At 68.8% G+C, this 26,346-nt stretch carries 26 protein-coding genes and 1 pseudogene; 16 read left to right on the plus strand and 11 right to left on the minus strand.

Annotated elements, in window-relative coordinates:
• Window positions 1-4 precede the first annotated feature (4 nt).
• From QM806_RS00265 to QM806_RS00295, 7 genes are all read left to right on the plus strand, one after another.
• The gene (locus QM806_RS00265) at window positions 5-319 is read left to right on the plus strand and encodes an urease subunit beta (protein ID WP_005572824.1); all 315 of its coding nucleotides are present in this window, start codon (window positions 5-7) and stop codon (window positions 317-319) included.
• Window positions 316-2,037: an urease subunit alpha gene (locus tag QM806_RS00270; RefSeq protein ID WP_005572825.1), complete on the plus strand. Its 1,722-nt coding sequence runs from the start codon at window positions 316-318 to the stop codon at window positions 2,035-2,037. Before QM806_RS00265 ends, QM806_RS00270 begins: the two co-directional genes overlap by 4 nt.
• Window positions 2,037-2,669 carry an urease accessory protein UreF gene (locus QM806_RS00275; RefSeq protein ID WP_005572826.1) on the plus strand — a complete coding sequence of 211 codons (633 nt, stop codon included), beginning with the start codon at window positions 2,037-2,039 and terminating at the stop codon, window positions 2,667-2,669. The genes QM806_RS00270 and QM806_RS00275 overlap by 1 nt, the downstream gene beginning before the upstream one ends.
• Before the next feature lie 34 nt (window positions 2,670-2,703).
• Complete coding sequence (gene ureG, locus QM806_RS00280; RefSeq protein WP_005572827.1) at window positions 2,704-3,390, plus strand: urease accessory protein UreG; 687 nt, start codon at window positions 2,704-2,706, stop codon at window positions 3,388-3,390.
• Between the two features lie 2 nt (window positions 3,391-3,392).
• Window positions 3,393-4,046, plus strand: coding sequence for an urease accessory protein UreD (locus QM806_RS00285; RefSeq protein ID WP_283290021.1), 654 nt, complete (start codon window positions 3,393-3,395; stop codon window positions 4,044-4,046).
• Between the two features lie 73 nt (window positions 4,047-4,119).
• Window positions 4,120-5,055, plus strand: coding sequence for a 4-(cytidine 5'-diphospho)-2-C-methyl-D-erythritol kinase (locus QM806_RS00290; protein WP_054247603.1), 936 nt, complete (start codon window positions 4,120-4,122; stop codon window positions 5,053-5,055).
• The gene (locus QM806_RS00295) at window positions 5,055-6,839 is read left to right on the plus strand and encodes an ABC-F family ATP-binding cassette domain-containing protein (RefSeq protein ID WP_054247602.1); all 1,785 of its coding nucleotides are present in this window, start codon (window positions 5,055-5,057) and stop codon (window positions 6,837-6,839) included. Before QM806_RS00290 ends, QM806_RS00295 begins: the two co-directional genes overlap by 1 nt.
• A gap of 22 nt (window positions 6,840-6,861) precedes the next feature.
• Here QM806_RS00295 and QM806_RS00300 read toward each other — a convergent pair whose 3' ends face one another.
• The gene (locus QM806_RS00300) at window positions 6,862-8,358 is read right to left on the minus strand and encodes an acetyl-CoA acetyltransferase (protein ID WP_283290023.1); all 1,497 of its coding nucleotides are present in this window, start codon (window positions 8,356-8,358) and stop codon (window positions 6,862-6,864) included.
• 430 nt (window positions 8,359-8,788) lie between these two features.
• Here QM806_RS00300 and QM806_RS00305 point away from each other — a divergent pair, with 430 nt between their 5' ends.
• From QM806_RS00305 to QM806_RS00315, 3 genes are read left to right on the plus strand one after another with little or no spacing between them, the layout of a single operon-like run.
• Window positions 8,789-9,265 carry a nuclear transport factor 2 family protein gene (locus tag QM806_RS00305; RefSeq protein WP_007300089.1) on the plus strand — a complete coding sequence of 159 codons (477 nt, stop codon included), beginning with the start codon at window positions 8,789-8,791 and terminating at the stop codon, window positions 9,263-9,265.
• A 46-nt stretch (window positions 9,266-9,311) separates the two neighbouring features.
• Window positions 9,312-9,725, plus strand: coding sequence for a VOC family protein (locus tag QM806_RS00310; protein WP_005255471.1), 414 nt, complete (start codon window positions 9,312-9,314; stop codon window positions 9,723-9,725).
• 28 nt (window positions 9,726-9,753) lie between these two features.
• Complete coding sequence (locus tag QM806_RS00315) at window positions 9,754-10,431, plus strand: pyridoxine/pyridoxamine 5'-phosphate oxidase (protein WP_133986361.1); 678 nt, start codon at window positions 9,754-9,756, stop codon at window positions 10,429-10,431.
• Between the two features lie 19 nt (window positions 10,432-10,450).
• Here QM806_RS00315 and QM806_RS00320 read toward each other — a convergent pair whose 3' ends face one another.
• The 4 genes from QM806_RS00320 to QM806_RS41565 form a co-directional block, all read right to left on the minus strand.
• Window positions 10,451-10,963: a metal-sensitive transcriptional regulator gene (locus QM806_RS00320; RefSeq protein ID WP_005565172.1), complete on the minus strand. Its 513-nt coding sequence runs from the start codon at window positions 10,961-10,963 to the stop codon at window positions 10,451-10,453.
• 155 nt (window positions 10,964-11,118) lie between these two features.
• Window positions 11,119-11,577: an IclR family transcriptional regulator domain-containing protein gene (locus tag QM806_RS00325; RefSeq protein ID WP_247252901.1), complete on the minus strand. Its 459-nt coding sequence runs from the start codon at window positions 11,575-11,577 to the stop codon at window positions 11,119-11,121.
• Window positions 11,574-11,912 (minus strand): hypothetical protein, encoded by a 339-nt coding sequence (locus QM806_RS00330; protein ID WP_283290028.1) that lies wholly within the window; start codon window positions 11,910-11,912, stop codon window positions 11,574-11,576. The genes QM806_RS00325 and QM806_RS00330 overlap by 4 nt, the downstream gene beginning before the upstream one ends.
• Window positions 11,909-12,067: a hypothetical protein gene (locus tag QM806_RS41565; protein ID WP_231137855.1), complete on the minus strand. Its 159-nt coding sequence runs from the start codon at window positions 12,065-12,067 to the stop codon at window positions 11,909-11,911. The genes QM806_RS00330 and QM806_RS41565 overlap by 4 nt, the downstream gene beginning before the upstream one ends.
• A 23-nt stretch (window positions 12,068-12,090) precedes the next feature.
• On the opposite strand from QM806_RS41565, the pseudogene QM806_RS41570 reads away from it, so the two are divergent.
• Window positions 12,091-12,210 (plus strand): annotated as a pseudogene (locus tag QM806_RS41570) (zinc ribbon domain-containing protein); the annotation flags it as partial.
• 18 nt (window positions 12,211-12,228) lie between these two features.
• Here QM806_RS41570 and QM806_RS00340 read toward each other — a convergent pair.
• A complete protein-coding gene (locus QM806_RS00340) occupies window positions 12,229-13,932 on the minus strand; it encodes a peptide chain release factor 3 (RefSeq protein ID WP_007300094.1) in 1,704 nt (567 codons plus the stop codon).
• Between the two features lie 211 nt (window positions 13,933-14,143).
• Here QM806_RS00340 and QM806_RS00345 point away from each other — a divergent pair, with 211 nt between their 5' ends.
• On the plus strand, window positions 14,144-15,775 hold the full coding sequence (locus QM806_RS00345; protein ID WP_054247598.1) for a fatty acyl-AMP ligase: 1,632 nt from the start codon (window positions 14,144-14,146) through the stop codon (window positions 15,773-15,775).
• On the opposite strand, the gene pth is transcribed toward QM806_RS00345, so the two are convergent.
• Window positions 15,772-16,344 (minus strand): aminoacyl-tRNA hydrolase, encoded by a 573-nt coding sequence (gene pth / locus QM806_RS00350; protein WP_005255495.1) that lies wholly within the window; start codon window positions 16,342-16,344, stop codon window positions 15,772-15,774. The genes QM806_RS00345 and pth overlap by 4 nt on opposite strands.
• Before the next feature lie 107 nt (window positions 16,345-16,451).
• Window positions 16,452-17,078: a 50S ribosomal protein L25/general stress protein Ctc gene (locus tag QM806_RS00355; protein WP_039952679.1), complete on the minus strand. Its 627-nt coding sequence runs from the start codon at window positions 17,076-17,078 to the stop codon at window positions 16,452-16,454.
• 333 nt (window positions 17,079-17,411) lie between these two features.
• Here QM806_RS00355 and QM806_RS00360 point away from each other — a divergent pair, with 333 nt between their 5' ends.
• Together QM806_RS00360 and QM806_RS00365 are read left to right on the plus strand one after the other, a co-directional pair.
• Entirely contained in the window at window positions 17,412-19,199 is a 1,788-nt protein-coding gene (locus tag QM806_RS00360; RefSeq protein WP_005569427.1) for a flavin-containing monooxygenase, read from the plus strand.
• Window positions 19,196-20,446 carry a GAF domain-containing protein gene (locus QM806_RS00365; protein WP_065490022.1) on the plus strand — a complete coding sequence of 417 codons (1,251 nt, stop codon included), beginning with the start codon at window positions 19,196-19,198 and terminating at the stop codon, window positions 20,444-20,446. Before QM806_RS00360 ends, QM806_RS00365 begins: the two co-directional genes overlap by 4 nt.
• 5 nt (window positions 20,447-20,451) lie before the next feature.
• On the opposite strand, the gene QM806_RS00370 is transcribed toward QM806_RS00365, so the two are convergent.
• From QM806_RS00370 to QM806_RS00380, 3 genes are all read right to left on the minus strand, one after another.
• Window positions 20,452-21,924 carry an FAD-dependent oxidoreductase gene (locus QM806_RS00370; RefSeq protein ID WP_120659458.1) on the minus strand — a complete coding sequence of 491 codons (1,473 nt, stop codon included), beginning with the start codon at window positions 21,922-21,924 and terminating at the stop codon, window positions 20,452-20,454.
• A gap of 135 nt (window positions 21,925-22,059) precedes the next feature.
• Window positions 22,060-22,464 (minus strand): PPOX class F420-dependent oxidoreductase, encoded by a 405-nt coding sequence (locus QM806_RS00375; RefSeq protein ID WP_005562704.1) that lies wholly within the window; start codon window positions 22,462-22,464, stop codon window positions 22,060-22,062.
• Between the two features lie 40 nt (window positions 22,465-22,504).
• Window positions 22,505-23,680, minus strand: coding sequence for an aminotransferase class V-fold PLP-dependent enzyme (locus QM806_RS00380; protein WP_133986365.1), 1,176 nt, complete (start codon window positions 23,678-23,680; stop codon window positions 22,505-22,507).
• Between the two features lie 146 nt (window positions 23,681-23,826).
• Between QM806_RS00380 and egtA the strand changes: the two genes are divergently transcribed.
• Window positions 23,827-25,041: an ergothioneine biosynthesis glutamate--cysteine ligase EgtA gene (egtA, locus tag QM806_RS00385; RefSeq protein WP_005255517.1), complete on the plus strand. Its 1,215-nt coding sequence runs from the start codon at window positions 23,827-23,829 to the stop codon at window positions 25,039-25,041.
• Window positions 25,041-26,345: an ergothioneine biosynthesis protein EgtB gene (gene egtB, locus QM806_RS00390; protein WP_005255519.1), complete on the plus strand. Its 1,305-nt coding sequence runs from the start codon at window positions 25,041-25,043 to the stop codon at window positions 26,343-26,345. The genes egtA and egtB overlap by 1 nt, the downstream gene beginning before the upstream one ends.
• The last annotated feature ends 1 nt before the right edge of the window (window position 26,346 follow it).

Genomic DNA, 26,346 nt, shown 5'->3' on the forward strand with positions numbered 1-26,346 from the left:
GACCGTGATTCCAGGTGAAGTCGTGTGCGCCGAGGGCGTGATCGAGCTCAACGAGGGTTCTCCCCGCACCGAACTCGAGGTGGTCAACACCGGGGACCGTCCGGTCCAGGTCGGAAGCCACGTTCATTTTCCGCAGGCCAACCACGCCCTGCAGTTCGACCGTTCCGCCGCCCACGGGCTGCGGCTGGACATCCCCGCGGGCACCGCGGTGCGCTTCGAACCGGGTATCGCGCAGACGGTTTCACTCGTACCCCTGCGCGGCACCCGTGAAGTGCACGGGCTGAGCCTCACTCCTCCCGGAAAGCTGGACGCGTCATGACCGAACTCAGCCGCGCACGCTACGCCGAGCTGTTCGGTCCCACGACCGGCGACCGCATCCGGCTCGCCGACACCGACCTTCTGATCGAGATCACCGAGGACCGCAGCGGCGGGCCGGGACTGGCCGGCGACGAAGCGGTGTTCGGTGGCGGAAAAGTGTTGCGCGAGTCCATGGGCCAGGGTCGCGCGACCCGCGCCGAGGGCGCGCCCGACACGGTGATCACCGGCGTGGTCGTCGTCGACCACTGGGGAATCATCAAGGCGGACGTCGGTATTCGGGACGGACGCATCGTCGCACTCGGCAAGGCAGGCAATCCCGACACGATGTCGGGGGTCCACCCCGATCTGGTGGTGGGTCCGTCCACCGAGATCATCGCCGGGAACGGCAAGATCCTCACGGCCGGCGGTATCGACTGTCACGTGCACTTCATCTGCCCGCAGATCATGGACGAGGCACTGGGCGGCGGCATCACGACGATGATCGGCGGCGGCACCGGCCCCGCCGAGGGCAGCAAGGCCACCACCGTCACCCCCGGTTCGTGGCACACCGCCCGGATGCTGGAGGCACTCGACGGCTGGCCGATGAACATCGCGCTGCTCGGCAAGGGCAACACGGTCAGCTCCGAGTCGATGTGGGAGCAGTTGCGTGGCGGCGTCTCCGGGTTCAAGCTGCACGAGGACTGGGGTTCGACTCCGGCGGCCATCGATGCGTGCCTCACCGTCGCGGACGCTGCTGGAGTGCAGGTGGCCCTCCACTCGGACACGTTGAACGAGGCCGGTTTCGTCGAGGACACTCTCGCGGCCATCGCCGGACGCGCGATCCACGCCTATCACACGGAGGGGGCGGGCGGCGGCCACGCGCCGGACATCATCACGGTGGCCGCGCACGGGAACGTCCTGCCGAGTTCGACCAACCCGACCCGGCCGCACACGGTCAACACCCTCGACGAGCATCTCGACATGCTCATGGTGTGTCACCACCTGAGCCCGAAGATCCCGGAGGACCTGGCGTTCGCGGAGAGCCGCATCCGGCCGTCCACCATCGCGGCGGAGGATCTGCTCCACGACCTCGGCGCCATCTCCATGATCGGCAGCGACTCGCAGGCGATGGGACGCATCGGCGAGGTCGTGTTGCGCACGTGGCAGACGGCGCACGTGATGAAACAGCGCCGGGGTTTCCTGGCCGGCGACAACGGCGCCGACAACCAGCGCGTCCAGCGGTACGTGGCGAAATACACGATCTGCCCCGCCGTCGCGCACGGGTTGGAGGCCGAGATCGGATCGGTCGAGGTCGGCAAGCTCGCCGACCTGGTGCTCTGGGACCCGGCGTTCTTCGGTGTCCGGCCACACGCGGTGATCAAGGGCGGGATGATCGCGTGGGCTGCGATGGGAGATGCCAACGCGTCCATACCGACTCCGCAACCGGTGCTCCCGCGTCCGATGTTCGGGGCGGCGCCCAAGGCTGCGGCCGCCACGTCCGTGCACTTCGTCGCTCCGCACGCCCTCGAGGACGGTCTGGCGGATCGACTCGACCTGAGCCGTCGACTCGTCCCGGTCGCGAACGTGCGGTCGCGGGGCAAGGCTGACATGCCCCGCAACGACGCGCAGCCGCGGATCGAGGTGGACCCGGACACGTTCACGGTCCGCATCGACGGCGACGTGTGGGAAGAGCAGCCGGCGGCGGAACTGCCGATGGCCCAGCGATACTTCCTGTTCTGATGCGCCTCGCTCACCTGATGTCCCTCGCCGATTCGAGGCTGCCCACGGGCGGTCACGTGCATTCGGGCGGCATCGAGGAGGCCGTCGCGAGCGGTGTCGTCCGCGACGTCGGCACGATGGAGGCGTTCCTGCGGCGACGGGTCCGGACCGCCGGGCTCGTCGGGGGATCGATCACTGCGGCGGTGTGCGCCGGGCGGCTCACCGCCGAACACGCCGACGCCGAGATGGATGCGCGAACCCCGTCCCCCGCGGCGCGGTCGTCGTCGCGGGCGCAGGGGAGAGGTCTGCTGCGGCTGGCCCGCACCACGTGGCCCGAGCACGACTGGTCGCCGCTGGGCACACGTCCGCACCTGCCCGTGGTCTCGGGGGTGGTCGGATCCGTCACCGCCGTCGAACCGCGGGAGGCGGCACTCGTCGTCGTCTACACCACCATGACCGGGTCCGCGATCGCCGCGCAGCGTCTGCTCGCTCTCGACCCCGCGCAGGTCGCCGCGTGCACGTTCGCGCTGTCCGACCTGTGCGACGACATCGCCGGCCAGTGCGTGACCGGACTGTCCAGCGTGTCCGACCCCTTCATGGATGTCGTCGCCGAGCGGCACGTTCTGCGGGACCGCCCCCTGTTCGTGTCGTGACACTCAGCTGTACCCCAGTAAGGAGAGATCAACCATGCCACCGCATTTCATCGATGGTGAACCCCACGACCATCAGCACGACCGTCCCCGGCGGGTCCGGGTGGCGGGGGAGCCGGTCCGGATCGGGATCGGTGGGCCCGTCGGATCGGGCAAGACGGCGCTCGTCGCCGCGCTGTGCAGGCAACTGCGCGAGGAGTTGTCGCTGGCCGTGCTCACCAACGACATCTACACCACCGAGGACGCGGACTTCCTGCGCCGCCACGCCGTGTTGCCGGACGAGCGCATCGCCGCCGTGCAGACCGGTGGCTGCCCCCACACGGCCATCCGCGACGACATCACCGCCAACCTCGACGCCATCGACGACCTGATCGCGGCCAACCCGCCGCTCGATCTGATCCTGGTGGAGTCGGGCGGCGACAACCTCACCGCGACGTTCTCCTCGGGCCTGATCGACGTGCAGATCTTCGTCGTCGACGTCGCGGGCGGTGACAAGGTTCCCCGCAAGGGTGGTCCCGGCGTGACGTTCTCGGATCTCCTCGTGATCAACAAGACGGACCTCGCCCCCATGGTCGGAGCCGATCTCGGGGTGATGCGCCGCGACGCCGAGAAGGTCCGCGAGGGCAGGCCGACGGCGCTGATCTCGTTGACGGAGGATCCGTCGTCCGGACCGGCTCTGGAGTGGGTGCGCGAGCAGGTGCGCACCCTCGCCGACGTGCACTAGTAGTGCGCACCGAACTGACGATCGTCGCGTCCCCCGACCGCAGTCCGCGGATCTCCGCGGCCGGGGGACTGGCGGCACGGATCACCGGCCGCGACACGGTCCACGTGATCGGCACCGCCGCGACCCCGCTCGGCGGCGACCACTGGGACGTCACGGTCCGGGTGCTGTCGGGCGCCCGGCTGACGCTGCGCAGCGTCGCGGCGTCCCTGGCCCTGCCCGGCCGGGGTCGTGTGCTGTCCACGGCGCAGTGGTCGGTGGAGGTCGAGGACGACGCCGCGCTCGACTGCGCGCTCGAACCCACGGTGATCGCGGGCGGCGCGGAGCATCGCGTCGAGACCACGGTGTCCCTCGCCGAGTCGTCCACGTTGCTGCTGCGTGAGCGGGTGCAGATCGGCCGGGCGGGAGAGACGACGGGACGCTGGGTCGGGGTCACCAACGCCGATCTCGGCGCCCTGCCGCTGCTCCGGCACCAGCTGGAACTCGGCGTCGGCACCGTCTCGCACGACGTCCTGGACGGCCCGGCGGCCGTCACGAGTGAACTGCGGTACCCGGACGACTGGCCCGCGGACGTCACCGGCGACATCCGGTCGGCGCGGACCCGTCTGCCCCTCGCCCGGGGCGGCAGCCTCACCACCCGGCTCGGCCCGCGCCTGTGACGCGGGTGAGGGGCAAAGTGCGTGATGGTGCGCATTTCCGCACCCGTACCGGGAGCGCCTAAGCTCTACCCTTGTGCTTTCCGTCGTTCCTCGCCCCGTCGTCGTCAGGGCCCCGTCCAAGGTCAATCTGCATCTGGCCGTCGGGGACCTGCGCGACGACGGCTATCACGAGCTGAACACGGTGTTCCAGGCGCTCTCCCTCAGCGACACGGTGTCGGTGGTCCCCGCGGAGACGCTGTCGGTGACGGTTCGCGGTGAGGACGCCCGCGTCGTGCCCACCGACAGCAGCAACCTCGTGTGGCAGGCCGCCGAGATGCTCGCGGCCGAGTCGGGGCGGCGCCCTGACGTCGAGATCGCCATCGACAAGGGCATCCCGGTGGCCGGGGGCATGGCCGGCGGCAGCGCGGACGCCGCGGCGGCGCTGGTCGGGCTGAACGCGCTGTGGCAACTCGACCTGTCGCGGGAGGAACTCGACGGGTTCGCCGCGAAGCTCGGCAGCGACGTTCCGTTCTCCCTCCACGGTGGCACCGCGGTCGGGACGGGACGCGGCGAGCGACTTCTGCCGGTGCTCTCCCGCAGCACGTTCCACTGGGTGCTCGCGCTCGCGAAGGGCGGCTTGAGCACACCGACCGTGTTCCGGGAGCTGGACCGGCTGCGTGCCGACGGGAATCCGCCGCGACTCGGCGGACCCGAGGACCTGATGCACGCGCTCACCACGGGCGACTCCGCGACGCTGGCCCCGTTGCTGGGCAACGACCTGCAGTCGGCCGCGCTGTCGCTGAATCCGGGCCTGCGGCGGACGCTGCGTGCCGGGGTCGCGGCGGGCGCACTGGCCGGCATCGTCTCCGGGTCGGGCCCGACCTGTGCCTTTCTATGTGCTGAAGCGGACGCCGCGGTCCGGGTCAGCGCAGAACTCGCAGGTGCGGGGGTGTGTCGCACGGTGCGGGTCGCCAGCGGACCCGTACCGGGCGCCCGAATAATCAACGACGCGGCGGAGGGATCGCACTGATGGCGAATCTGATCAATCTCGAGCAGGTATCGAAGTCCTTCGGCATCAAGCCGCTGCTCGATTCGGTATCCCTCGGAGTGCAGGAAGGCGAACGCATCGGCGTCGTCGGCCTCAACGGCGGTGGCAAGACCACCATGCTCGAGGTGCTCGCCGGAGTGGAGGCGCCCGATTCCGGACGTGTCAGCCGGGTCGGCGGCCTGCGCATGGCGGTCGTGACCCAGCGGGGCGTCCTGCCACCCGGCTCCAGCGTCGGCGACGTGGTGCTCGGGCCGCTCGGGGTCGCCGACCACGAGTGGGCGGGCGACGCCCGCATCCGGTCGATCCTGGCCGGCATCGGCATCGACAACCTGGGGCTCGAGGTGTCGGTCGACGGGCTGTCCGGTGGTGAGCGGCGACGCGTCGCACTGGCCGCCGCGCTCGTCCAGGACCTCGACCTGCTGGTGCTCGACGAGCCGACCAACCACCTCGACGTCGAGGGCGTGCAGTGGCTGGCGGAACATCTCGTCAGCCGGCGCAGCGCGCTGGTGGTCGTGACCCACGACCGGTGGTTCCTCGACACCGTGGCCAACCGCACGTGGGAAGTGGTGGGCGGCAAGGTCGAAAGCTACGAGGGCGGTTACAACGACTGGATCTTCGCCCGGGCGGAGCGCTCCCGGCAGGCCGACGCGTCCGAGGAACGTCGCCGCAACCTCGCCCGCAAGGAATTGGCCTGGCTGCGGCGCGGTGCACCTGCCCGCACGTCCAAGCCCAAGTACCGGATCGAGGCCGCCGAGGCGTTGATCGCGGACGTCCCACCGCCCCGCGACAACGTGGCGCTGGCGTCGTTCGCGCAGCGGCGGCTCGGCAAGGTCGTCATCGAACTCGAGGATGCGCGCCTGGAGACGCCGGACGGCCGGGTGCTCGTCGACGACCTCACGTGGCGGTTGGCGCCGGGGGAGCGTGTCGGCCTGGTCGGTGTGAACGGCTCCGGCAAGACGACGCTCCTGCGCACGCTCGCCGGCGAGATCTCGCCGGCGTCGGGCAAGCGCATCCAGGGGCAGACGGTGCACATCGGCTGGCTCCGTCAGGAACTCGACGATCTGCCGACGAACATGCGGGTGCTCGAGGCCGTCAAGGACGTCGCCGAGCGGATCACGTTGGGTGACAAGGAGGTATCGGCCGGGCAGCTCGCCGAACGGCTGGGCTTCACTCCGGCCCGGCAGCGGACACCGGTCGGTGACCTGTCCGGTGGCGAGCGTCGCCGGCTGCAGCTGACCCGTGTGCTGATGTCGGAGCCCAACGTACTGTTGCTCGACGAACCGACCAACGACCTCGACATCGACACGCTGCAGCAACTCGAGGACATTCTCGACGGCTGGGCGGGCACGATGGTCGTCATCAGCCACGACCGGTACCTGATCGAACGCATCTGTGACTCCACGTGGGCGTTGTTCGGTGACGGCAAGCTGACCAACCTGCCCGGGGGGATCGAGGACTACCTGCGTCGCCGGGCGAAGATGGTCGACACCGGCGCACCGTCGGTGGCGTCGACGGCAACCGGTGCGTCGGCCCCCAAGCAGGTGCGGGACGGGGCAGCCGAACGCGCCGCGCGCAAGGAACTGTCGCGTCTCGAGCGGGCTGTGGCGAAGCTGGACGACCGGGAACGGAAGCTGCACGAGAAGCTGGCGGAGGCGGCGACCGATCCGGACAAGCTGCAGAAGCTCGACACCGAGCTCAAGCAGGTCGTCGCGGAGAAGGAAGCCACCGAGGAACAGTGGATGGAGCTGGCCGCCGAATTGGATTAGGCGGGACCTGCGCTGCGGCCCGTCAGAACCGCAGAGACAGGATGCCGTCACGGTCCGTGACGTGAACGGTCCGCCCGATCACCGACCGTGCCGGGGTCTCGGTGAACGCGGACAGCGCGACCGCCTCCGTGGGGCCGGTACGTCCGGCCAGACGCCGGCCGTCGGGGGTGTGCGCGACGACGAAGCCGGTCGCCGGGGCGCCGTCCCGCCCGTACTCCACCGTGGACGTGACGATGTCGGCTCGTCCTTCGTAGCCGGTGACGAGTTCCGGCGCCTCCGACGCGAGTTGCGCCGGTTCCGGATCGCCGACGTACCCGTCCGGGTGCGGGGCGCCCGCCAGCATCACGACGTGCTGGTACGTCAGGTAGCCGCCGTTGCCGTGGACCAGGGCCGGTCCCGCGCCTTCCCGCAATCGGCGGGTGACCTCGGCAATCGAGTGCAGCGTGTAACTGTTGAGGGGCCCGCCGAAGAAGGAGTGGCCGCCCGTCACGCTCGGCACGATGCGTGCGGGCAGGCCGAGCGTGCGGATCAGTAGCTTCGGCACCACCGGGAAGCAGCTGTACGCGTCGACGATGTCGAGTGCGGAGGCGTCGATCGAGGCCCGCGACAGCGCCCGGTGCACCGCGTCCGTCATCGCCGTGGACGTGCCGAAACCGTTGCGGCTCAGTACGTCCACGGGATCGGCGGCTCCCGCGCCGCCCCACAGGTACACCGTGCGGTCCTCCGGAACGCCGTGTTCGCGCGCGACGGCCAGGGAGCACACCAGCACCGCGGCGGCCTGATCGACGAACGGCATGGCGTTGAGCATCAACGGGTACGGCTCGCACACCATCCGGTTGCCCGGACCCACCGTGGCGATCTCCTCGGCGGAATACACCTCGCACGTCCACGACGCCGGGTTCTTCGCCGCCAGTTCGGAGAAGGCGGAATACATCCGGGCCGACTCCGCCAGCGACTGGTCGGGTCCGACACCCGACTCGTGCGCCACGCGGTTCTCGAACAACGGGTACACCCGGGTCGGAACGATCAGGCCGGCGCGCTGCATCGCGGGACTCCCGAGATCCGCCGGGTCGAACGCGGGAGGACCCCCCGGTTCCGACGCCCAGCCCAGCGTCGTGGGATCGGTGCCCGACTTGCGCAGCGCCGTCATGGTCGCCTGCGACTCACCGCCGACAAGGAGCGCTGCCGACGACCGGCCCGAGGCGATGTCGTCGCCGATGCGGTCGAGGAGCGTCGCGGGCCAGTGGCCACCGATCGGGGACGTGCTCGACCGTGGTGACGGCAGATTCAACCGGGCGGCCAGCAGTCCGGGGAGGTCGTCGTACGACCAGCTGACGGTCTTCACCGCATGGATTGCGTCGATCCGGGAGCCGAGGGTCGCGGAGCCGCTGTCGGCGAGGGCGGCACGCGCGGCGGCGGTGATCAGGTCGAGCGGTTCACGCGGGGCTGCCGGATCGCCTGCACGGCCGGAGCGGATGTCGCCGACTCCGACGATCACCGGTATGCGGGCCGGATCCATAAATTCCCCTCTCGCGTGACCACGTCAGCGTCACGATAGCGTCGGGCGGGTTACCTGTGGATTCGGGGTCACAGCAATCCCTTCCGGCGTCCGGCATTATGGGACCCTTCGGAGCGAAGGGTGCTCGGAAAGATGACTAAAAGTGCTGTACAGCAGATGGATTCGAACGCCGATGGACTGAGGTGCGGGACCCTCGGGTCGGTGGGAGCCTGCGGGCTCGGACCCTCGTCGGGTGAGGCTAGCCTAAGGTAGTGTGAACAGTGTGCTGTTGCGCAGGCCATGCAGTCATTTCGTAACCTTTTCGTGTCCCGGATCACGGCCTGAATATGCATGATCTGGTCAAAACGGGGGAAACCAAGGCGAACCTGCAGATCATCCGACTAATCTGCAGTCCAGGGCTTGCATGTTCGCTGCACAGGAGGCGGGGGTCATGGATCTCGAAGCAATCAAACAGATCGAGCAGCTCAAGCACCGTTATTCACGTGCTCTCGATACGAAGTCGTGGGTGGAGTTCGCCGACACGATGGTCCCGGACGTCACGGCGACGTACAGCGAATACCTCACGTTCGATTCCCGTGACTCATTCGTGTCCTTCCTCGAGAACACTCTCGGGACCCACGTCATCACCGAGCATCAGTGCGGCCAGCCCGAGATCACCGTCACCGGAGACACCGCGGTAGGCGTGTGGTTTCTCGCGGACACCACGCTGATTCCCGAGGACGGCATGCTGCTGCGCGGGTCTGCCTATTATCACGATCGTTATCTTCGGTGCCCCGACGGAAACTGGCGGATCACGCACACCGGATACGAACGCACCTGGGAATCGGTTGCGTCGCTCTCCGATTTCCCGAGTTTCCGGCTCACGTCCAACAAGTGGGCGATGTTGCAACCTCCGGCATCTGCCTGAGGGAGCACACTGGGACTCGACGCACCGCGGACACTGGGAGGTGACGATGGCTCCGGAAGTCCCCGTTCCCGGCGCGCTGCCGTATCTGACGGTGCGGCGGGGTGTCGAGGCCATCGAGTGGTATTCCAAGGTGTTCGGCGCCGAGGTGGTGGGTGAGCCGATCGTCATGGACGACGGCCGGGTCGGTCATGCGGAACTGCGGTTGCCGAGCGGCATGATCTATCTCGCCGAGGAGTTCCCCGAGATGGGTCTGACCGCGCCGGAATCGGGTTCGACGTCAGTGAGCCTGATGTTGTCCGTCGACGACCCCGATGCCGTCCTGGCGGGTGCCCGCGACGCCGGCGGCAAGGTGGAGCGGTGGATCTCGGAGGGCCACGGACATCGCAACGCGACACTCATCGATCCGTTCGGTCACCGTTGGATGCTGGTGGGGCCGACGGATCCGGCCGCGTCGGCCTGAAGACCCGGGCCGCGGCTACTGTCGGCACATGCCGACCACACCCGACCGTTCGTCGTTTCCGGACACCCGCGCGTGGATACGCGCCCTGCCCGCTCTCGGCGGCGAGACACCCCCGCCCGTCGACGCGCTTCCGGAGTCGCCGACCGCGCTGTTTCTCGACTGGATCACGCAGGCCGCGGCGGCCGGTGTTCCGGAACCGCACGCCGCAGCGCTGTCGACCGTGGATGCCGACGGCGATCCGGACGCGCGTTTCCTGCTCCTCAAGGACGTCACGGAGCGGGGCTTCTGGTTCTCGGGTGACACGCGCTCGCCGAAGGGGCGTGAACTCGCTACGAATGCGGTTGCGGCACTGTCGTTCTACTGGCGAGAGCAGGGCCGGCAGGTGAGGGTGCGCGGTTCCGTCGTCGAGGGGGATCCGGCGCTCTCCGCCCGCGACTTCCGCGAACGGTCGGTCACCGCGCGGGCCGTGGCCGCCGCCAGTCGTCAGAGCGAGGTCCTAAACGATCCCGCCGAATACGAACGCGCCGTCGCGGCGGCGGTGGCCCGCATCGAGGCCGACCCCGACTTCGTGTCGGGAACCTGGCGGGCATGGTGCATCGTCCCCGACAGTGTCGAGTTCTGGCAGGCGGACGCCGGGCGCAGGCACGTGCGCCAGCTCTACCGCCGCGAGTCCGGCCGGTGGCTCCGCGAGGTGCTGTGGCCCTGACGACGCCCGGGAGCGGGGGTCAGCGTGCGGTCGCGGACGGCGAGCGCAGGTCGACGACGATCGACTGGCCGTTCAGCTTCGCGTGGATCTCGGGGCGCTCGAACCCGGCTGCGACGAGGTATTCGCCGAGCAGCGCCAGCAGTTCGTCGGCGTCCACGGTGGGATCGGCGGAGTGACTGCTCGCCGAGGCGAGGTGCTCCTCGAGCAGTTCGGTGTGTGCAAGACGGCCCGCGACTCGCACGGCTGCCACTCCCATCGCGTTGCGTCGCATGACGGTGCGCCCACGAGATTCGAGCGACGCCGTCGTGTCGGAGACCTCGCCCGGCTCCTCGGTGCTGTGCGAACCCGAGCTGCGCGTCGGCAGCGGGAAGGTGAACGTCTCGGCGGAGCTGGTCGTGGACTTGCCGTTGCCGTTACTGTTGCTGCCGGTCAGCCCGCCCGTGCTCGGTTCAGCGAAAGGGGACTCCGATGCCGAGTTCGTGCCGGCGGAGCCGTTACTGCCCGATCCGTTGGTGGAAATGCCGTTCTCCATCGTGTCGCTTCCTGCTCGTGGCCAAACGGGTACCGCGCAAAGCCCGTCAGTGTGCTCGATTCGACCTGAAAGCTACCAGGAGGGTCCGGCGGGCCGCACGCCTCGACGGCGCACGGCGCGGCCCCGGTCGGTCTCGGGTCCGCGGCGCCGTCACGTCATCGAACTCCCTCGGCCCTCAATTCCCGGGCCCAGGCGGACGCGTGCTTCGTGAGCACGCCGGCGATCCGCTCCAGCTCACCCGGGTACGACGCGACCTCGGCGGGCATGGACACGCTGAGGGCGTCGGTGGCGGGGATCCGGTAGGGCACGACGGTCGCGATACACACCACGCCGACCGTCCCCTGTTCTCGTTCCAGGGCCCATCCGCGGTTGCGGACCTCGCCCAGTTCGGTGACGAGATCGTCGACGTCGGGGGATCGCCCCGGTGATGTGGTGCGCCGGGTCCGCCAGTGCCGCGCTTGCGGGCTCGAATAGCAATGGGAGTGACTGGACCGGATGCGCCTCGACGCGGAGAAGGTCCAGAGCGCGGTGGTGTGGCCGATCCGGCGAGACAGACTGGCCCCGTTCGCCTGTAGCGTTTGTCGGGCGGTACCTGAGTTCCTAGCGGAGGTCAAGCCACCTGGCGGCTCGTAGGCTTGGTCTTGGCGGGCCGGCCTGTTGGAGCGCATCGCGACCCCTGGGACTCCTGGCCCGCCGCCTGCTTGCGGCGCTCACGCATCCGCTTGTATCGGACGTTCTCGCGCCGCCGCGGGTCGATCTTGTAGCGCGCCTTGACGATCGCCCGGCCCTCGGCCTCGGTGATCGGCGTGTCGTCGACGTCCCGCAAGGCGTACGGTTGGCCGGTACGCATGCAGGCGGCGATCCGGGTGACCAGATGGGTGGCCAGATGACAGATCGCAGACTCGTGGTGCCGGTCGCCGATCCGTCCAGCGATGACGGCGCTGATCACCGCCCCCACGCCGGGAGCAGAGGCAACGATGCCGGCCGGTCGGCGTCGGCGTAGAGGTTCGCGACTCGCTCGTCGATCTGCTTGATCTGACGGGCCAGGAACAGTGCCTGTTCGGCTTCGTGGGCGATGTCCTCAGCGAGCTCGGCGAAGTCCATCCCGTCAGACCCGTCGCTGACCACAAGCGTCGGTGTGGGACACGGTCAAACCCGCACCACCGCACGGTGATACAGGTAGCCGTGACACACATCCATCTCAACTATCCGTTGCGCCAGTGGCGGAGAGTGTGAGATCTATGTAGACGCTGTAGTAGAAGACGCTAGTCGGCGGCGGCCACGAGAGGTTCGAGCGTGAGGTCGGGCAGCTCCTTCTGGATGTACTGCAGCCGCCACTTGTCGCTGACGAGCGCCAGCATCACGCCGTCCGAGCGGGTGAACACCTCGACACCGCGCTGACGGTTCAGCTCGTCGGCCGACTCGGCGTCGGTGCGCCGCGCCAACGCGTAGCCCAGGGGTTCCATCCGGGCCTCGACGTTGAACTCGGCCTTCATCCGCGCCGCGACCACCTCGAACTGCATCGGGCCGACGGCCGCCATGACCGGCGAGGCGTCGCCACGGAGGTCGTTGCGGAGGATCTGCACGACACCCTCGGAATCGAGCTGATCCACAGCCCGCCGGAACTGCTTGTACTTGCCCGCGCTCTCGGCCCGCAGGATGGAGAAGTGCTCCGGCGCGAACGACGGGATCGGCGGGAACTCCACCTTCTTCTCGAAGAACAGGGTGTGGCCGGGGGCGAGTGCGGTGGCGTTGACCAGTCCCACCACGTCGCCGGGGTACGCCGATTCCACGGTCGAACGCTCGCGACCGAACACGGTCTGCGCGTACTTCGTCGTGAACGGCTTGCCGGTCTGGGCGTGGGTGACCACCATGCCGCGCTCGAACACGCCCGACACGATGCGCATGAACGCCAGCCGGTCGCGGTGCGCGGTGTCCATGCCGGCCTGGACCTTGAAGACGACCGCACTGAACGGGTCGGTGACCTCGCGAGGGGTGCCGCCGACGTCCTCGCGGGCGCGCGGCGGCGGCGCCAGCTCGACGAGCGTGTCCAGGATCTGGCGGACGCCGAAGTTGAGCATCGCCGACGCGAAGATCACCGGCGACGTCTGGCCGCCGAGGAACAGCTCCTGGTCGTGGTCCTGACCGGTGGCCGAGAGCAGTTCGCTCTCCTCCGCGGCGGTCTCCCATTCGGAGCCCTCCTTCGCGAGGGCGGCGTCGGCATCCATGACCTCTTCGGGGGCGATCTTCGCGCCACCCGCGGTCCGGGTGAACCGGATGTACTCCCGCGGGGCACCGTCCTCGCCGCGCCGCAGCAGGCCCCGGAAGTCGCCGGCGATCCCGACGGGCCAGTACAGGGGAGTCGGGGTGAGACCGATGCGTTCCTGGATCTCGTCGAGAAGCTCCAGCGGCGTCTGGCCCGGCCGGTCCCACTTGTTGATGACCGTGATCACCGGGATTCCGCGGTGACGGCACACCTGGAACAGCTTCAGCGTCTGCGGTTCGAGACCCTTCGCGGCGTCGATCAGCATGACGGCGGCGTCGACCGCCGTCAGGACGCGGTACGTATCCTCCGAGAAGTCGGAGTGACCGGGAGTGTCGACCAGGTTGATCACGTTGTCGACGGGGTCGTCCGCCGACGCCTCGGTGGAGCGGTAGTTGAACTGCAGGGCCGTGGAGCTGACCGAGATGCCGCGGGCCTTCTCCATCTCCATCCAGTCGGACACCGTCGACTTGCGGCCGGCCTTGCCGTGGACCGCGCCCGCTTCGGAGATGACCTTCGCGTGGAGCGCGAGAGCCTCCGTCAGCGTCGACTTACCGGCGTCGGGATGCGAGATCACGGCGAACGTGCGGCGACGGGACGCCTCCGCACGGACACCCTTCTCGGATTTCCCTTCCGGTGCGGCGGACGTGGCGACGGACGCCGCCTCGGCTGGAATGGTGTCGGCCGAGTCGGACGGGGTAGTCAACGAAGAACCTCTCGGGGGACGTGTGGCGTGCAGGAAGGCCGTGTGGCCGCATACCAGGTTACTCGGGTGCCGAACACGAACGCGCAGCACAGTCGCATCCAGGGAGGAGTAACGATCGGAGGCCGGTGGGGGATTTATATGGGTGAGTCGTCGGGGCGCTCCGGAGTTCACCGTTCTGCGTTCGGACACCCGTATGTGCAGGAGGAAGACTGTGAGCAAATTCACCGACGAGATGTACGCGACCGCGGCGAGTAGCACCCGTGGTCTCAACACGGGTGAGCCCGACGCGCCGCTGCGGCAGCCGTGGGGCGAGATCCACAAGGCCGCGCGCCGCATGGCGGGCGCACTCGCCGAGGCGGGTATCGGACACGGCGACGCCATCGGCATCCTCGCCGGTCAGCCCGTCGACATCGCACCCTCCTGCCAGGGCACCTGGATGCGGGGCGCGTCCGTGACCATGTTGCATCAGCCGACGCCGCGCACCGACCTGGCCGTGTGGGCCAAGGACACCGAGACCGTCATCAACATGATTCAGGCGAAGGCCGTCATCCTCGGTGCGCCGTTCGACGCCGCCAAGCCGCTGCTGGAGGAGCGCGGCATCACCGTGGTGACGGTGGCCGAGCTGAACGAGGGCACGGCTATCGACCCGGTCGAGACGTTCGAGAGCGACATCGCGCTGCAGCAGCTCACGTCCGGTTCCACCGGTTCCCCCAAGGCCGTGCAGATCACGCACGAGAACTTCTACACCAACGCGTACGCCATGATCGACCGCATCAAGTTCTCCATCGAGGACGATGTGATGATCAGCTGGCTGCCCCTGTTCCACGACATGGGGATGGTCGGGTTCCTGAGCGTGCCGATGCAGGTCGGCGCGGAGGTCGTGAGCATCACCCCGATGGACTTCCTCCGCACGCCGCTGCTGTGGGCGGAACTGATGGGGAAGTACAAGGGCACCGTCACAGCCGCCCCCAACTTCGCGTACTCGCTGCTCGCCCGCCGCCTCAAGCAGGCGGAGGACGGCGCCGTCGACCTGAGCACCGTCCGGTACATGTGGAACGGCGCCGAGCCCGTCGACCCCGAGACGATGACCAAGCTCGCCGAGGCGGGCGCCCGCTTCGGCCTGAACCCGTCCGCACTCGCCCCCGTCTACGGCATGGCCGAGACCACCCTCGCCGTCTCCATCCCGGATCCGGATCAGGGCCAGGTGCTCGACCTCGTCGACCCGGATCTCCTCGAGGCGATGCAGCGCGCTGTCCCGTCGAGCAAGCCGAACGCGCGTGCCCTCGCCACCCTCGGAAAGATGGTGCCGAACCTGGAGGGACGCGTCGTCGACAGCGAGGGTGAGCTGCTCCCGACCCGCGGTGTCGGCATCATCGAGGTCCGCGGCAAGGCGGTCACCCCCGGATACATCACGGTCGACGGACACAAGCCCGCGCAGGACGCGGACGGCTGGCTGAACACCGGCGACGTCGGCTACTTCACTGAAGAAGGCCTCGTCGTCGTGTGCGGCCGCGTCAAGGACGTCATCATCATGGGTGGCCGCAACATCTACCCGACGGACATCGAGCGGGCCGCCGGCACCGTCGCCGGAGTGCGTCCCGGCAACGCGGTGGCCGTCCGCCTCGACGCGGGGCAGAAGCGGGAAAGTTTCGCCGTCGCGGTGGAGACCAACGACTATCAGGACCCCGAAGTGGTCAAGCGCATCGAGCACGAGGTCGTGCACGCCGTGTTCTCCGAGGTCGGCGTGCGACCGCGCACGGTCGCCGTCCTCGGGCCCGGCAGCATTCCCAAGACGTCGTCGGGCAAACTCCGCCGCGCCACGTCGGCGAATCTGGTCCACTAATGCAGGCGGTTCTGCGCAGCCTCGAGCCCGACGCGCAGGACCAGCTCGACGGCGTCCGCGGATTCTTCGCAGACGAGGTCGAGTTCCTTGCGTTCCGCCGAGGAGAACGGCTTCAGCACGTACGACGCCGGATCCATCCGTCCGGGGGGACGACCGATCCCGACACGGGTGCGCAGGTACTCCTTGGTGCCGAGCGCGCTCGAGATGGACCGCAGGCCGTTGTGCCCGCCCTCGCCGCCGCCCTGCTTGAGTCGAATGGTCCCGAAGTCGAGGTCGAGTTCGTCGTGGATGACCACGATGTTGCCCGGATCGACGGAGAAGAACCGGGCCAGCCCGGCGACGGCGGAACCGGACAGGTTCATGAACGACCGCGGTTTGGCGAGGATCGTCGGACGTCCCTCGAGTCGCCCCTGAACGATCTCGGCGCCGCTCTTCTTGTGCGCGCTGAACTTGCCACCCATGCGAGCGGACAGCACGCCGGCCACCATGAAGCCGACGTTGTGCCGGGTCTTCTCGTATTGCGGTCCGGGGTTGCCCAGACCCACCACCAGGGCGGTGTCTTCACTCACCGACAGGGTCCTTCCATGCGTGAGGGGGTCGTGTCAGACGACAGCGGCGCGTCACCCCGGACAATCCGGGACGACGCGCCGCCGACATCAGTGCGGTTGCGAGAGGATCAGCTCTCGGCGCCCTCTTCGGCCGGAGCCTCGGCGGGCTCGGCCGCGGCTTCGCCGGTCTCCTCTTCGAGGTCGGCAGCGGTCGGGGCTGCGACGACGTTGACGATGAGCAGTTCCTCGTCGGCCTGCAGGGTGGAACCCTTGGGCAGCTCGAGCTGGTTGGCCAGGATCTGGGTGCCGACCTCGAGGCCCTCGACCGAGATCTCGATCTGCTCGGGGATGTGCAGCGCGTCCGCTTCGAGGGAGATGGTGGCGGCGTCCTGCGCGACCAGGGTGCCGGCAGCGGCCTCACCGGTGACGACGACGGGAACGTCGACGGTGACCTTCTCGCCCTTCTTGATGACGAGGAGGTCGGCGTGCTCGATGTAGTTGCGGATCGGGTGAACCACGACCGACTTGGTGAGCGCGACCTGCTCCTTGCCCTCGATGTCGAGGGTCAGGATGGCGTTGGTGCCGTGCGCGCGCAGGATGGCGGCGAAGTCGCGGGACGGGACGTTCAGGTGGCGGGGGTCCTCACCGTGGCCGTACAGGACTGCGGGGACCTGGCCGTCGCGGCGCGCGCGGCGGGCGGCACCCTTGCCGAACTCGGTGCGCACGGCGGCTACGAGGCGATTTTCGTCAGACATGGTGAAACGGCTCCTACAACTCACGGTGGTAACTGGCGGGCGGTTCGAGTCGACGAGGGACGAACACGCGACGGCCAGGAGCGAAACGCTCGAGCAGAGCCGTCGCCGCGTCGATCACGGTGAGCCAGTCAATGGGAACTTCTGGTTCACCCTCGCCGAGACAACTTATGGAACTCTACCGGATGGCCTGTTGACCTGCTAATCGGGTGTCCTCGGGAGGCTGCGCGGCGCCGAGGTGGGGACGGTGCAATCCGATGCAACGCTGCCGCCCCGCCCTTGTGACCCGTATCACAGAGGTATCGAACTTCTCGATTCCCGACGACGGAGGACATCATGACCGCCACACTCGACGCACCCGTCGACACCGCCATCCCGCAGCCGGGTGACATCGCCCGGCGCTGGCTGGCCGGATTCGGTGCCGCCCTCGAACGAAGCGACGTGCGCGGGGCCGCCCAGCACTTCCTGGTCGACGGTTGGTGGCGCGACCTGCTGTCGTTCACCTGGGATCTGCACACCACGCACGGTCGCGCGGACATCGAGTCGCGCCTCGCGGATTCGGTTCCGGTGCACGAGCCGCGCCACCTCGTCCTGTCACCCGCGCACCCCGCCGAGGCGGTGGCCGATCCCGAGGGTGACTGGATACAGGCCTTCTTCACGTTCGAGACGACCCTGGCCCGCAGCCGCGGTTTCGTTCGGCTGAGGCGCGACGACGACGGCGAGTGGCGTGCCTGGACGTTGATCAGCGCGATGGAGGAGATCAAGGGTCACGAGGAGAAGAAGGGGCATCGGCGGGTTCAGGGCACGAATCACGGCGCCCACCGCGGCAAGATCAACTGGCTCGACCGGCGAACCGTCAAGGGTGAGTTCGAGACCGAGCAGCCGGCCGTCGTGATCGTCGGCGCCGGCCAGGGTGGTCTTGCCCTCGCGGCCCGTCTGGGACAGCTCGGAGTCGACACCCTGCTGGTGGAGCGAAACGACCGGATCGGTGACAGCTGGCGCAAGCGCTACCACTCGCTGGTCCTGCACGACCCGGTCTGGTACGACCACCTGCCGTACTTGAACTTCCCCGACCACTGGCCGGTGTTCACGCCCAAGGACAAGCTCGCGAACTGGTTCGAGTTCTACGCCGACGCAATGGAACTCAACGTGTGGACGGGAACCGAGTTCACCGGCGGCAGCTATGACGACGCCACCGGCGAATGGACCGTGACCGTCGCCCGCGACGACGGCTCCACCCGCACGCTGCACCCCCGGCACGTCGTCCTCGCCACGGGAATGAGTGGGGTGCCGAACATTCCGCGGATCGCTGGTGCCGACACGTTCGAGGGAACCATCGAGCATTCGAGTTGGTTCGTCGGCGGCCGGGAGATGCAGGGCAAGAAGGCCCTCGTCGTCGGCTGCTGCAACTCGGGCCACGACATCGCCCAGGAACTCAACGAGCAGGGTGCGGACGTGACCATCCTGCAGCGCTCGTCCACGTATGTGATGAGCAGCAAGCACGGCATCCCCGGACTGTTCGGCGGCGTGTACGAGGAGGGCGGGCCCGCGGTGCAGGACGCCGACCTGATCTTCGCGTCGCTGCCGTACCCGTTGCTCGCGGGAATTCACGCCGGGGCGACGGAGGCCATTGCAGAGAAGGACGCGGAGATGCTCGACGGTCTGCGGAAGGCCGGATTCAAGGTCGATTTCGGCGAGGACGGCAGCGGCCTGTTCATGAAGTACCTGCGACGCGGCGGCGGCTACTACATCGACGTCGGTGCATCCGAGCTGATCGCGAGCGGCGAGGTGACGGTGAAGCAGGGAACCGAGATCGATCACTTCACCCCGGACGGGGTTGTGTTCGCCGACGGCACCGAGATGCCGGTGGACGTGGTGGTTCTCGCGACCGGATACAAGAACATGCGTGAGAGCGCCCGCAAGTTCCTCGGCGACGCGGTCGCGGACCGCTGCCAGGACGTGTGGGGCCTCGACGACGAGGGCGAGCTGCGCACGGTGTGGCGCCGGTCCGGTCATCCGGGTTTCTGGTTCATGGCCGGCAACCTGCATCAGTCCCGGCACTACTCGAAGTATCTGGCCTTCCAGATCAAGGCCCAGGAGGAAGGGTTGCAGCCGATCCGATGACGGACAGTGGTGTGGCTCACAACGTCGGGGGTAGCCTCGGCGTTGTGAGCGCTGAACGTCCGACCGCCGACCGGCTGACCGCAGTGGCAACTGGTGTGGATCTGCCGCGACATGCCCGGCTGCTCAGCCGGGTGCACGACGCCGTGCTGTCCGGGGAGCAGCCGCCCGCGCTGCCCCGGGACGTGGTGGCGCGGTCGTGGTCCCGACTGCAGGCGGGCGGTGTGAGCCCGGACCACTGCGCGGACGTGGAGCCCGCCGACTTCTCCGAGATCGAGGCGCGGCGTACCCGGACGGCGCTGCGCACGGTGCTCCCGGAACTGCGCAGCACGCTGACGCAGGTCGCGGACGATGCGAACTTCATCGTGGTCATCGCCGACGCCGACGGTGTCCTGTTGTGGCGGGAAGGATCCCGCGGGGTCCGGAAGGCGGCCGACGCCCTGGGGTTCACGGAGGGTGCTCGCTGGGCGGAGCAGGCGGTCGGGACCAACGCGATCGGCACGGCGCTGATCGAAGATGCTGCGGTGCAACTGTTCTCGGCCGAGCACTATGCGCCCTCGCATCACGGCTGGTCGTGCACAGGGTCGCCGGTGCACGATCCGCGCACCGGTGAGATCCTCGGCGTCGTCGACATCAGTGGGTCGGCGATGTCGATTCACCCGACCACGGTCGCACTCGTCCGCACCGCCGTGCGTCTGGCCGAGGCGACACTGTGGCGCGAGCACACGGCGCAACTGGACAAGTTGCGCGGCCGGGCGGCACCGCTGCTCGCGTCGGCGGGCGGTCCGGCGCTGGTCGTCGACAAGCACGGGTGGGTCGCGGAGGCGAGTGGCATCGCGGCGCCGGAGCGGGTCGCGCCGCCGAGCCTGGACCGGCCACTGCTCGTCCCGGGGCTCGGGCTGTGCGTGCCCGAACCGCTCGGCGACGGCTGGCTGGTGCGCAGGCGCGTCGACGGGGCAGCCATCGAACTGGAACTCGACCTCGGGGACGCGCCGCACGTGACGGTCCGGGGCGACGTCAACTGGACGCGGGCGCTCTCGCCCCGGCACGCCCAGATCCTGCGGGTGCTGTCGGTCGCGGGACCGGCGGGCGTCGACGCGGCCTCGCTCAGCGAATCGTTGTTCGGCGACCGCGACCACGTGGTGGCGGTCCGCGCCGAGGTCTCGCGTCTGCGCAAGAGTCTCGGCGCGGTCCTGAGCACCCAGCCCTACCGGTTCGCGGCCGGCGTGACGGTCCGGCTCGTCGGGTAGTCCGGTCAGGTGTGCGTCGCCGCACTGATCCCGGCGCGGCGGCCGTAGAAGCTGCCGTCGCCGAGGGAGGTGCCGCTGGCGTAGCCGCCGGCGCACACACCGGACGTGCACCGTCCCGCCGCGAAGAGGCCGGGAATCGGTTCGCCGGAGACGTGCAGTACCTCGGAGTTCACGGTCGTTCGCAGGCCGCCGAGCGTGAAGCCGAGGGTGAACCCGCGCAGGTCGAGTGCCGCGACGGGGGTGCCGATCGGCTTCACCCACTCGGATTTCTTGTGCAGCAGCGGGTCCGATCCTTCGGCGGCGTGCGTGTTGTAGACCTCGACGGTCGACTGCAGTGCGCCGGCGGGCAAACCCATGTCCGATTCGAGTTCCTCGACGGTCTCCGCCGCCCACTTCGGTTGGACGCGCAGGAACGGCGTGGCCGTGGTGGCGGCCGCCCCCTCCTCGTAGGACGCCTCGTCGATGATGAGGAACGCCTGGTTGTCCTGGTGGAACAGGGTCATCTGGCCGATCCGCCCGGAGTACGTGTCCTCCGGCACGTAGCGCTGCCCCCGGCCGTTGACCAGGATGCCGCGGACGATCAACTGGGGGTCGCAGACGAACGCGACCTCGGTGGCGTCCATGTGGGCGAGATCGGCGCCGAGGGCCTGCGCCATGAGGATCGACCGTCCGTCGTGCTCCTCGATGGCGGCGCCGGGGCGGCCGATGAGCCGCGGCGCGTGGGCCTCGATCATCTTGTCGTTGTAGGCGAAGCTGCCGGTGGCGAGGACGACGCCGCGGCGCGCCCGCACGGCCACCTCCTTGCCGTACTGCTTGGCGACGATCCCGACGACGCGACCGGTGTCGTCCGTGACGAGCGTCTGGACGCGCATGTCGTATTCGGCTCGGACCCCGAGCTTTTCGGCGGTCTCGACGAGCGGCTTCATCAGCATGTAGCCACCGCCCTTCTCGCCGGTCCGCTTGCCGTCCATCTGCGGAACGTGGCCGCGCGGTGCGGGAGTCGCGATCTCGTTGAAGGGTGCCGCGTTCTCGCCGCCGGAGTACATGAGTCCGTCGTCGAACGGGGGCTCCCAGCCGGGTTCGCCCCAGAAGCTCTCCTTGAACGGGACACCACAGTTGACGAGCCAGTTGTAGTGTTCGACGCTGCCCTCGCAGTAGTCGGTGATCTTCTCCTCGTCGGCACCCGGGCCGAGGGCCGCCATCATGAACGTCTTCATGTTCTCGGGCGAGTCGTCGAACCCGCACGCCTTCTGCAACGGCGTGCCTCCGCCGAGGTAGATGAAGCCGCCCGCGAGAGCGGCGGCACCGCCCCAGCCGCTGGTGCGTTCGAGGACCAGGACGTCGGCGCCGGCGCGCGCCGCCTCGATGGAGGCGGACACACCGGCGATGCCGTAACCCGCGACCACGACATCGGCCTCGTAGTCCCACTCGGTGACCGTTGCTGCGGACCGGGGGCGGATCGGTGTGGCGTCGACCATGGGTGGAAGTCCTCTCGGGCGGTCACAGGCGAAGTGTGACGTGGGTTACCCTCAAACTGTAACCTGTTCCAAAACCCGATTCGGTGGATCTCCCGGTCAGTGGGACGCCGCGCTCGGAGGTCGGCGAGCGCCCGGCTATCCGGGCAGGTCCGTCACGCCGGACAGCTCGTAGTGCAGCGTCGACGTGCGTGCCAGCCGGTGCGCGAGATGCACCCCGATCCGCTGCACCACGGGATACTTCTCGTCGATCAGGGCGCCCGCGGCCCGCGCCTCCTCACCGGACAGCAGTCGCGCCGTGGCCTGCGCCGGCGGACCCGTCGGCTTGCCGGACCACGTGCACGGGCGGATCCGGACGTCGGGAAAATTGCGTAGCCGCTTGTTCTTGGACGCCCGTCCCGGGGTCCGGAAGTATGCCCGATCGCCCTGCACGGCGAAGTTGACCGGAGTGTCCACCCACGAGCCGTCGCGTCTGCGCGTCTGCAACTGCACGACCTTCTCCGCGGCGAAGCGCGGCAGCGCCGGTGATCCCTGGTCCGTCATCGCGAAGTCCTGATATTCGGGTGAGTTCCAGCGTACTGCCCTAGTTCGCGAGTGTCCGCACCTCCGCGAGGAACCGGTCGAGGTCGTCGGGGGAGCAGAAGTAGTGCGGCGACGCCCGCACCACGGCGTCCAGTCCGCGGGCGCTCATGTCCAGCAGCGTCGATCCACGCAGGCTGGCCGTGACCGTGACGTTGCGGGCGGCCAGCTGTTTCCGGACGTCGCCGGGATCGAACCCGTCGACGGTGAACGAGACGATTCCGCAGCGGCGGGCGCCGAGGTCGCGCACGGTGACACCGGGGATCGCCGCGAGCCCCGACCGGAGGTGCTCCGCCCCGGCAGCAACGGCCACCGCGACCTCGTCCACCCCGAGGTCGAGGAGATAGTCGGCCGCCACTCCGAGTCCGAGGCGCGCGGCGACGTCGCATTCCCAGAATTCGAACCGGCTGGCGTCGGTGGCGAGCCGGTACGCATCGGCTGCGGTCCACTCCGCGCTGTGCAGGTCGAGGGCGGCCGGCTCGAGCGTCGCGGCCAGTTCCGGCCGGACGTACAGGAAGCCGGTGCCCCGCGGTGCACGAAGCCATTTGCGGCCCGTGGCGGAGAGCGCGTCGACGCCCAGTTCGCCCACGTCGAGCGCGATCTGACCGACCGACTGGCACGCGTCGAGCAGCACGAGCGCGCCGTGCGAATGTGCCAGCTCCGTCACCGCGCGGACGGGGTTGACCAGACCGCCGTTGGTGGGCACGTGCACGAGGGACACGAGACGGACCCGGTCGTCGAGAAGCGTCTCGAGGGCGGCCACGTCGATCTGGCCCGCCGGGTCGCTGGGGATCACGTCGACCGTCGCGCCCACGGACCGGGCCCGTTGCAGGACGGCGATGGCGTTGCTGGCGTACTCGACCTCCGAGATCAGCACTCGGTCACCGGCCCGGAGCGGGACGGCATGGAAGAAGTCGTTCCAGGCGGTGGTGGCACTGTCCACCAGGGCGATGCCGTCGGCGCTCGCCCCGATCAGCCGGCCCAGGGACGACTTGACGGCGGCGAGATCGTCGGCCCGTTCGGCGGCCGCGACGTAGCCGCCCACGTCGGCTTCCCGGCGCAGGTGCGCGAACACGGCGTCCAGGACCGGGGTCGGCGGAAGCGAGGAGCCCGCGCTGTCGAGGAACACCTTGTCGAGGCAGCCCGGGGTGTCCCGTCGCGCCTGCTCGAGGTCGAGCATGTCCGATACCTCCCTTTTCGCGGTGAATGGACTCGAACGTACCTGTGCAGGTTCCTCCAAAAGTATGCCGTTGGGGCGTGCATCGACGGCCGAGGCGCTCTAATGTCGATAACGACGTTCAGGCGGCGCCCGAAGGGGAGGGTCGAATGGCTACTGCAGTTCAGTCCGTCGAGGCAACGTGTTTCACGTCGCGGCCGGCGGCGGAGGCGTACCTGGGTGGTGTGTGTTTCAAACTTGGGCCGCCGCAGCTGATCGGCGCGGAATTGGAGTGGCTGACCGCGCAACTGCCGGAAAACGTGCGCCCCGACCTCGCCGCTCTCGCTGAAGCTCTCGGGCCGCACACTCCCAGAACCATCGATCCCTCTTCTCCTGCTCAGCCCCTTCCCGGTGGCAGCGTCGTCACGGTCGAACCCGGCGGACAGATCGAACTGTCCAGCGCCCCCTATTACTCCGCACGCGAATTGTGCGACTATCTCGCCGCCGATCAGGCGGTTCTCGCGGACCTGTTGTCGTCCCAATCGATCCTCATGTCGTCCGAGGCCGCGGACACCCGCCGGCCCGCGCAGCGTCTCCTCCAATCGCCGCGGTACTGCGCGATGGAATCCCACTTCACCGGCATCGGGCCCTTCGGGAAACTGATGATGTGCAACACCGCCGCAACGCAGATCAGCGTGGACGCCGGGGCCGATCCGGTTGCGGTGGAGAAGCGGTGGCACCTGCTCCATGCCATCGGTCCTGCATTGATCGCGGCCTTCGCGTGTTCGCCGCGGCTCTACGGGGGACCCGACGGGCAATGGGCATCGCAGCGGATGCGAACGTGGCTCGAACTCGATTCGCCGCGCACCACCGGAACCCCGCACATCGCGGACTATGCGGGGTGGGTACTGGACGTGCCGCTGCTGTGCATCCGTAACGACGGAACGGACTGGACTGCGCCCGACGGTGCAACTTTCGCCGACTGGGTCGAGGGCGCGCTGGACGACGTGATCGGACGCCCGATGCCCGCCGACCTCGACTACCATCTCACCACCCTGTTTCCGCCCGTTCGTGCGGCCGGTCATCTCGAGGTGCGCTACCTCGACGCGCAACCGGGTGACCAGTGGCGGGTTCCCATCGCGGCGATCGACGCGCTGCTGTCGGGTCCGGGTGCCATGACCGAGGCGCTCGACGCGGCGCTGCCGACCGCCGAACGCTGGCGGGACGCGGCCGAGTTCGGTCTGGCCGACCTCGAACTGCGCGCTGCGGCAACATCTCTGCTGTCGCTGGCGGCGGCGTACTCGCCCGACCCCGAATTCGTCAGACTGCTCGATGCCGCCGCCGAGCGATGTTGCCGGGGCCAGGCACCGAGCGGGGAACGCTGATGGGTACCCGCGAGAAGATCGAGACGGTGTTGACACGGGCGCGGGAGCGCACCGCCGGGTTGACGGACTGTGTGGACGGGGAAGACCTCGTCGCGCAGCATTCGCCGTTGATGAGCCCGCTCGTGTGGGATCTCGCGCACATCGGCAATCAGGAAGAGTTGTGGCTCGTGCGGGATGTCGGGGGCCGGGAACCGGTCCGCCGCGATATCGACGAGTTGTACGACGCATTCAAACATTCGAGGAACTCCCGGCCGTCCCTGCCGCTGCTGAACCCGGACGAGGCGAGGGAATACATACGAACTGTTCGAGACAAGGCGTGGGACGTGCTCGACCGCAGCACGTTCCGGGGCCGGCCGCTCGAGGAGAACGGATTCGCATTCGGCATGATCGCGCAGCACGAGCAGCAGCACGCCGAAACGATGCTCGCCACCCATCAACTGCGCACCGGTGCAGCAGTACTGGCCGCGGAGAGCGCGCCGCGTGTCGGCGGGGCGATGGACGAGGACGAAGTGGTCATTCCCTCCGGCGAATTCACGATGGGGACGTCGGACGATCCGTGGGCACTCGACAACGAGAGGTCCGCGCACCCCGTGCACGTCCCGGCGTTCGTGATCGACGCCGTCCCCGTCACCAACGGCCGCTACCTCGAGTTCATGGACGACGGTGGTTACGCACGTCCCGAATTGTGGAGTGAGCGGGGATGGGCGCACCGCCTCGAAGCGGGGCTGGACGCTCCCCAGTTCTGGGAGAACGACGGCTGCGGAACGTGGTGGCGACGGCGGTTCGGGGTGACCGAGCCGATCCATCTCCAGGAACCGGTCGTGCACGTCTGCTTCTTCGAGGCCGAGGCGTTCGCGCGCTGGGACGGCAAGAGACTTCCGACCGAAGCCGAATGGGAGAAGGCCGCGCGATGGGACCCGTTCACCGGCCGGTCGCGCCGATTCCCCTGGGGTGACGACGAACCCGACGCCTCGCTGGCCAACCTCGGGCAGCACCACCTCGGACCCGCGGTGGTCGGGGCATACCCGTCGGGGGCGTCCCCGCTCGGCGTCCATCAACTGATCGGCGACGTGTGGGAGTGGACGTCGTCGCCCTTCGAGCCCTATCCCGGTTTCTCGGCATTCCCGTACCGCGAGTACTCGGAGGTGTTCTACGGCGGCGACTACCGCGTGCTGCGCGGCGGTTCGTTCGGCACCGATCCGGTGGCATGCCGTGGGACGTTCCGCAACTGGGACCACCCGATCCGCAGGCAGATCTTCTCCGGATTCCGCTGTGCCCGGGACCTTCCGGGAGACGACCGCTGAG

It is taken from the genome of Rhodococcus sp. IEGM 1351, assembly GCF_030056875.1.
GTDB lineage: Bacteria > Actinomycetota > Actinomycetes > Mycobacteriales > Mycobacteriaceae > Rhodococcus_F > Rhodococcus_F opacus.

What these genes read in the sequence shown, in the direction of transcription:
- QM806_RS00270 (WP_005572825.1), top strand. Translation starts at nt 316, where the DNA reads ATGACCGAACTCAGCCGCGCACGCTACGCCGAGCTGTTCGGTCCCACG.
- QM806_RS00275 (WP_005572826.1), top strand. Translation starts at nt 2,037, where the DNA reads ATGCGCCTCGCTCACCTGATGTCCCTCGCCGATTCGAGGCTGCCCACG.
- ureG (WP_005572827.1), top strand. Translation starts at nt 2,704, where the DNA reads ATGCCACCGCATTTCATCGATGGTGAACCCCACGACCATCAGCACGAC.
- QM806_RS00295 (WP_054247602.1), top strand. Translation starts at nt 5,055, where the DNA reads ATGGCGAATCTGATCAATCTCGAGCAGGTATCGAAGTCCTTCGGCATC.
- QM806_RS00300 (WP_283290023.1), bottom strand. Translation starts at nt 8,358, where the DNA reads ATGGATCCGGCCCGCATACCGGTGATCGTCGGAGTCGGCGACATCCGC.
- QM806_RS00305 (WP_007300089.1), top strand. Translation starts at nt 8,789, where the DNA reads ATGGATCTCGAAGCAATCAAACAGATCGAGCAGCTCAAGCACCGTTAT.
- QM806_RS00310 (WP_005255471.1), top strand. Translation starts at nt 9,312, where the DNA reads ATGGCTCCGGAAGTCCCCGTTCCCGGCGCGCTGCCGTATCTGACGGTG.
- QM806_RS00315 (WP_133986361.1), top strand. Translation starts at nt 9,754, where the DNA reads ATGCCGACCACACCCGACCGTTCGTCGTTTCCGGACACCCGCGCGTGG.
- QM806_RS00320 (WP_005565172.1), bottom strand. Translation starts at nt 10,963, where the DNA reads ATGGAGAACGGCATTTCCACCAACGGATCGGGCAGTAACGGCTCCGCC.
- QM806_RS41565 (WP_231137855.1), bottom strand. Translation starts at nt 12,067, where the DNA reads ATGGACTTCGCCGAGCTCGCTGAGGACATCGCCCACGAAGCCGAACAG.
- QM806_RS00355 (WP_039952679.1), bottom strand. Translation starts at nt 17,078, where the DNA reads ATGTCTGACGAAAATCGCCTCGTAGCCGCCGTGCGCACCGAGTTCGGC.
- QM806_RS00360 (WP_005569427.1), top strand. Translation starts at nt 17,412, where the DNA reads ATGACCGCCACACTCGACGCACCCGTCGACACCGCCATCCCGCAGCCG.
- QM806_RS00365 (WP_065490022.1), top strand. Translation starts at nt 19,196, where the DNA reads ATGACGGACAGTGGTGTGGCTCACAACGTCGGGGGTAGCCTCGGCGTT.
- QM806_RS00370 (WP_120659458.1), bottom strand. Translation starts at nt 21,924, where the DNA reads ATGGTCGACGCCACACCGATCCGCCCCCGGTCCGCAGCAACGGTCACC.
- QM806_RS00375 (WP_005562704.1), bottom strand. Translation starts at nt 22,464, where the DNA reads ATGACGGACCAGGGATCACCGGCGCTGCCGCGCTTCGCCGCGGAGAAG.
- QM806_RS00380 (WP_133986365.1), bottom strand. Translation starts at nt 23,680, where the DNA reads ATGCTCGACCTCGAGCAGGCGCGACGGGACACCCCGGGCTGCCTCGAC.
- egtA (WP_005255517.1), top strand. Translation starts at nt 23,827, where the DNA reads ATGGCTACTGCAGTTCAGTCCGTCGAGGCAACGTGTTTCACGTCGCGG.
- egtB (WP_005255519.1), top strand. Translation starts at nt 25,041, where the DNA reads ATGGGTACCCGCGAGAAGATCGAGACGGTGTTGACACGGGCGCGGGAG.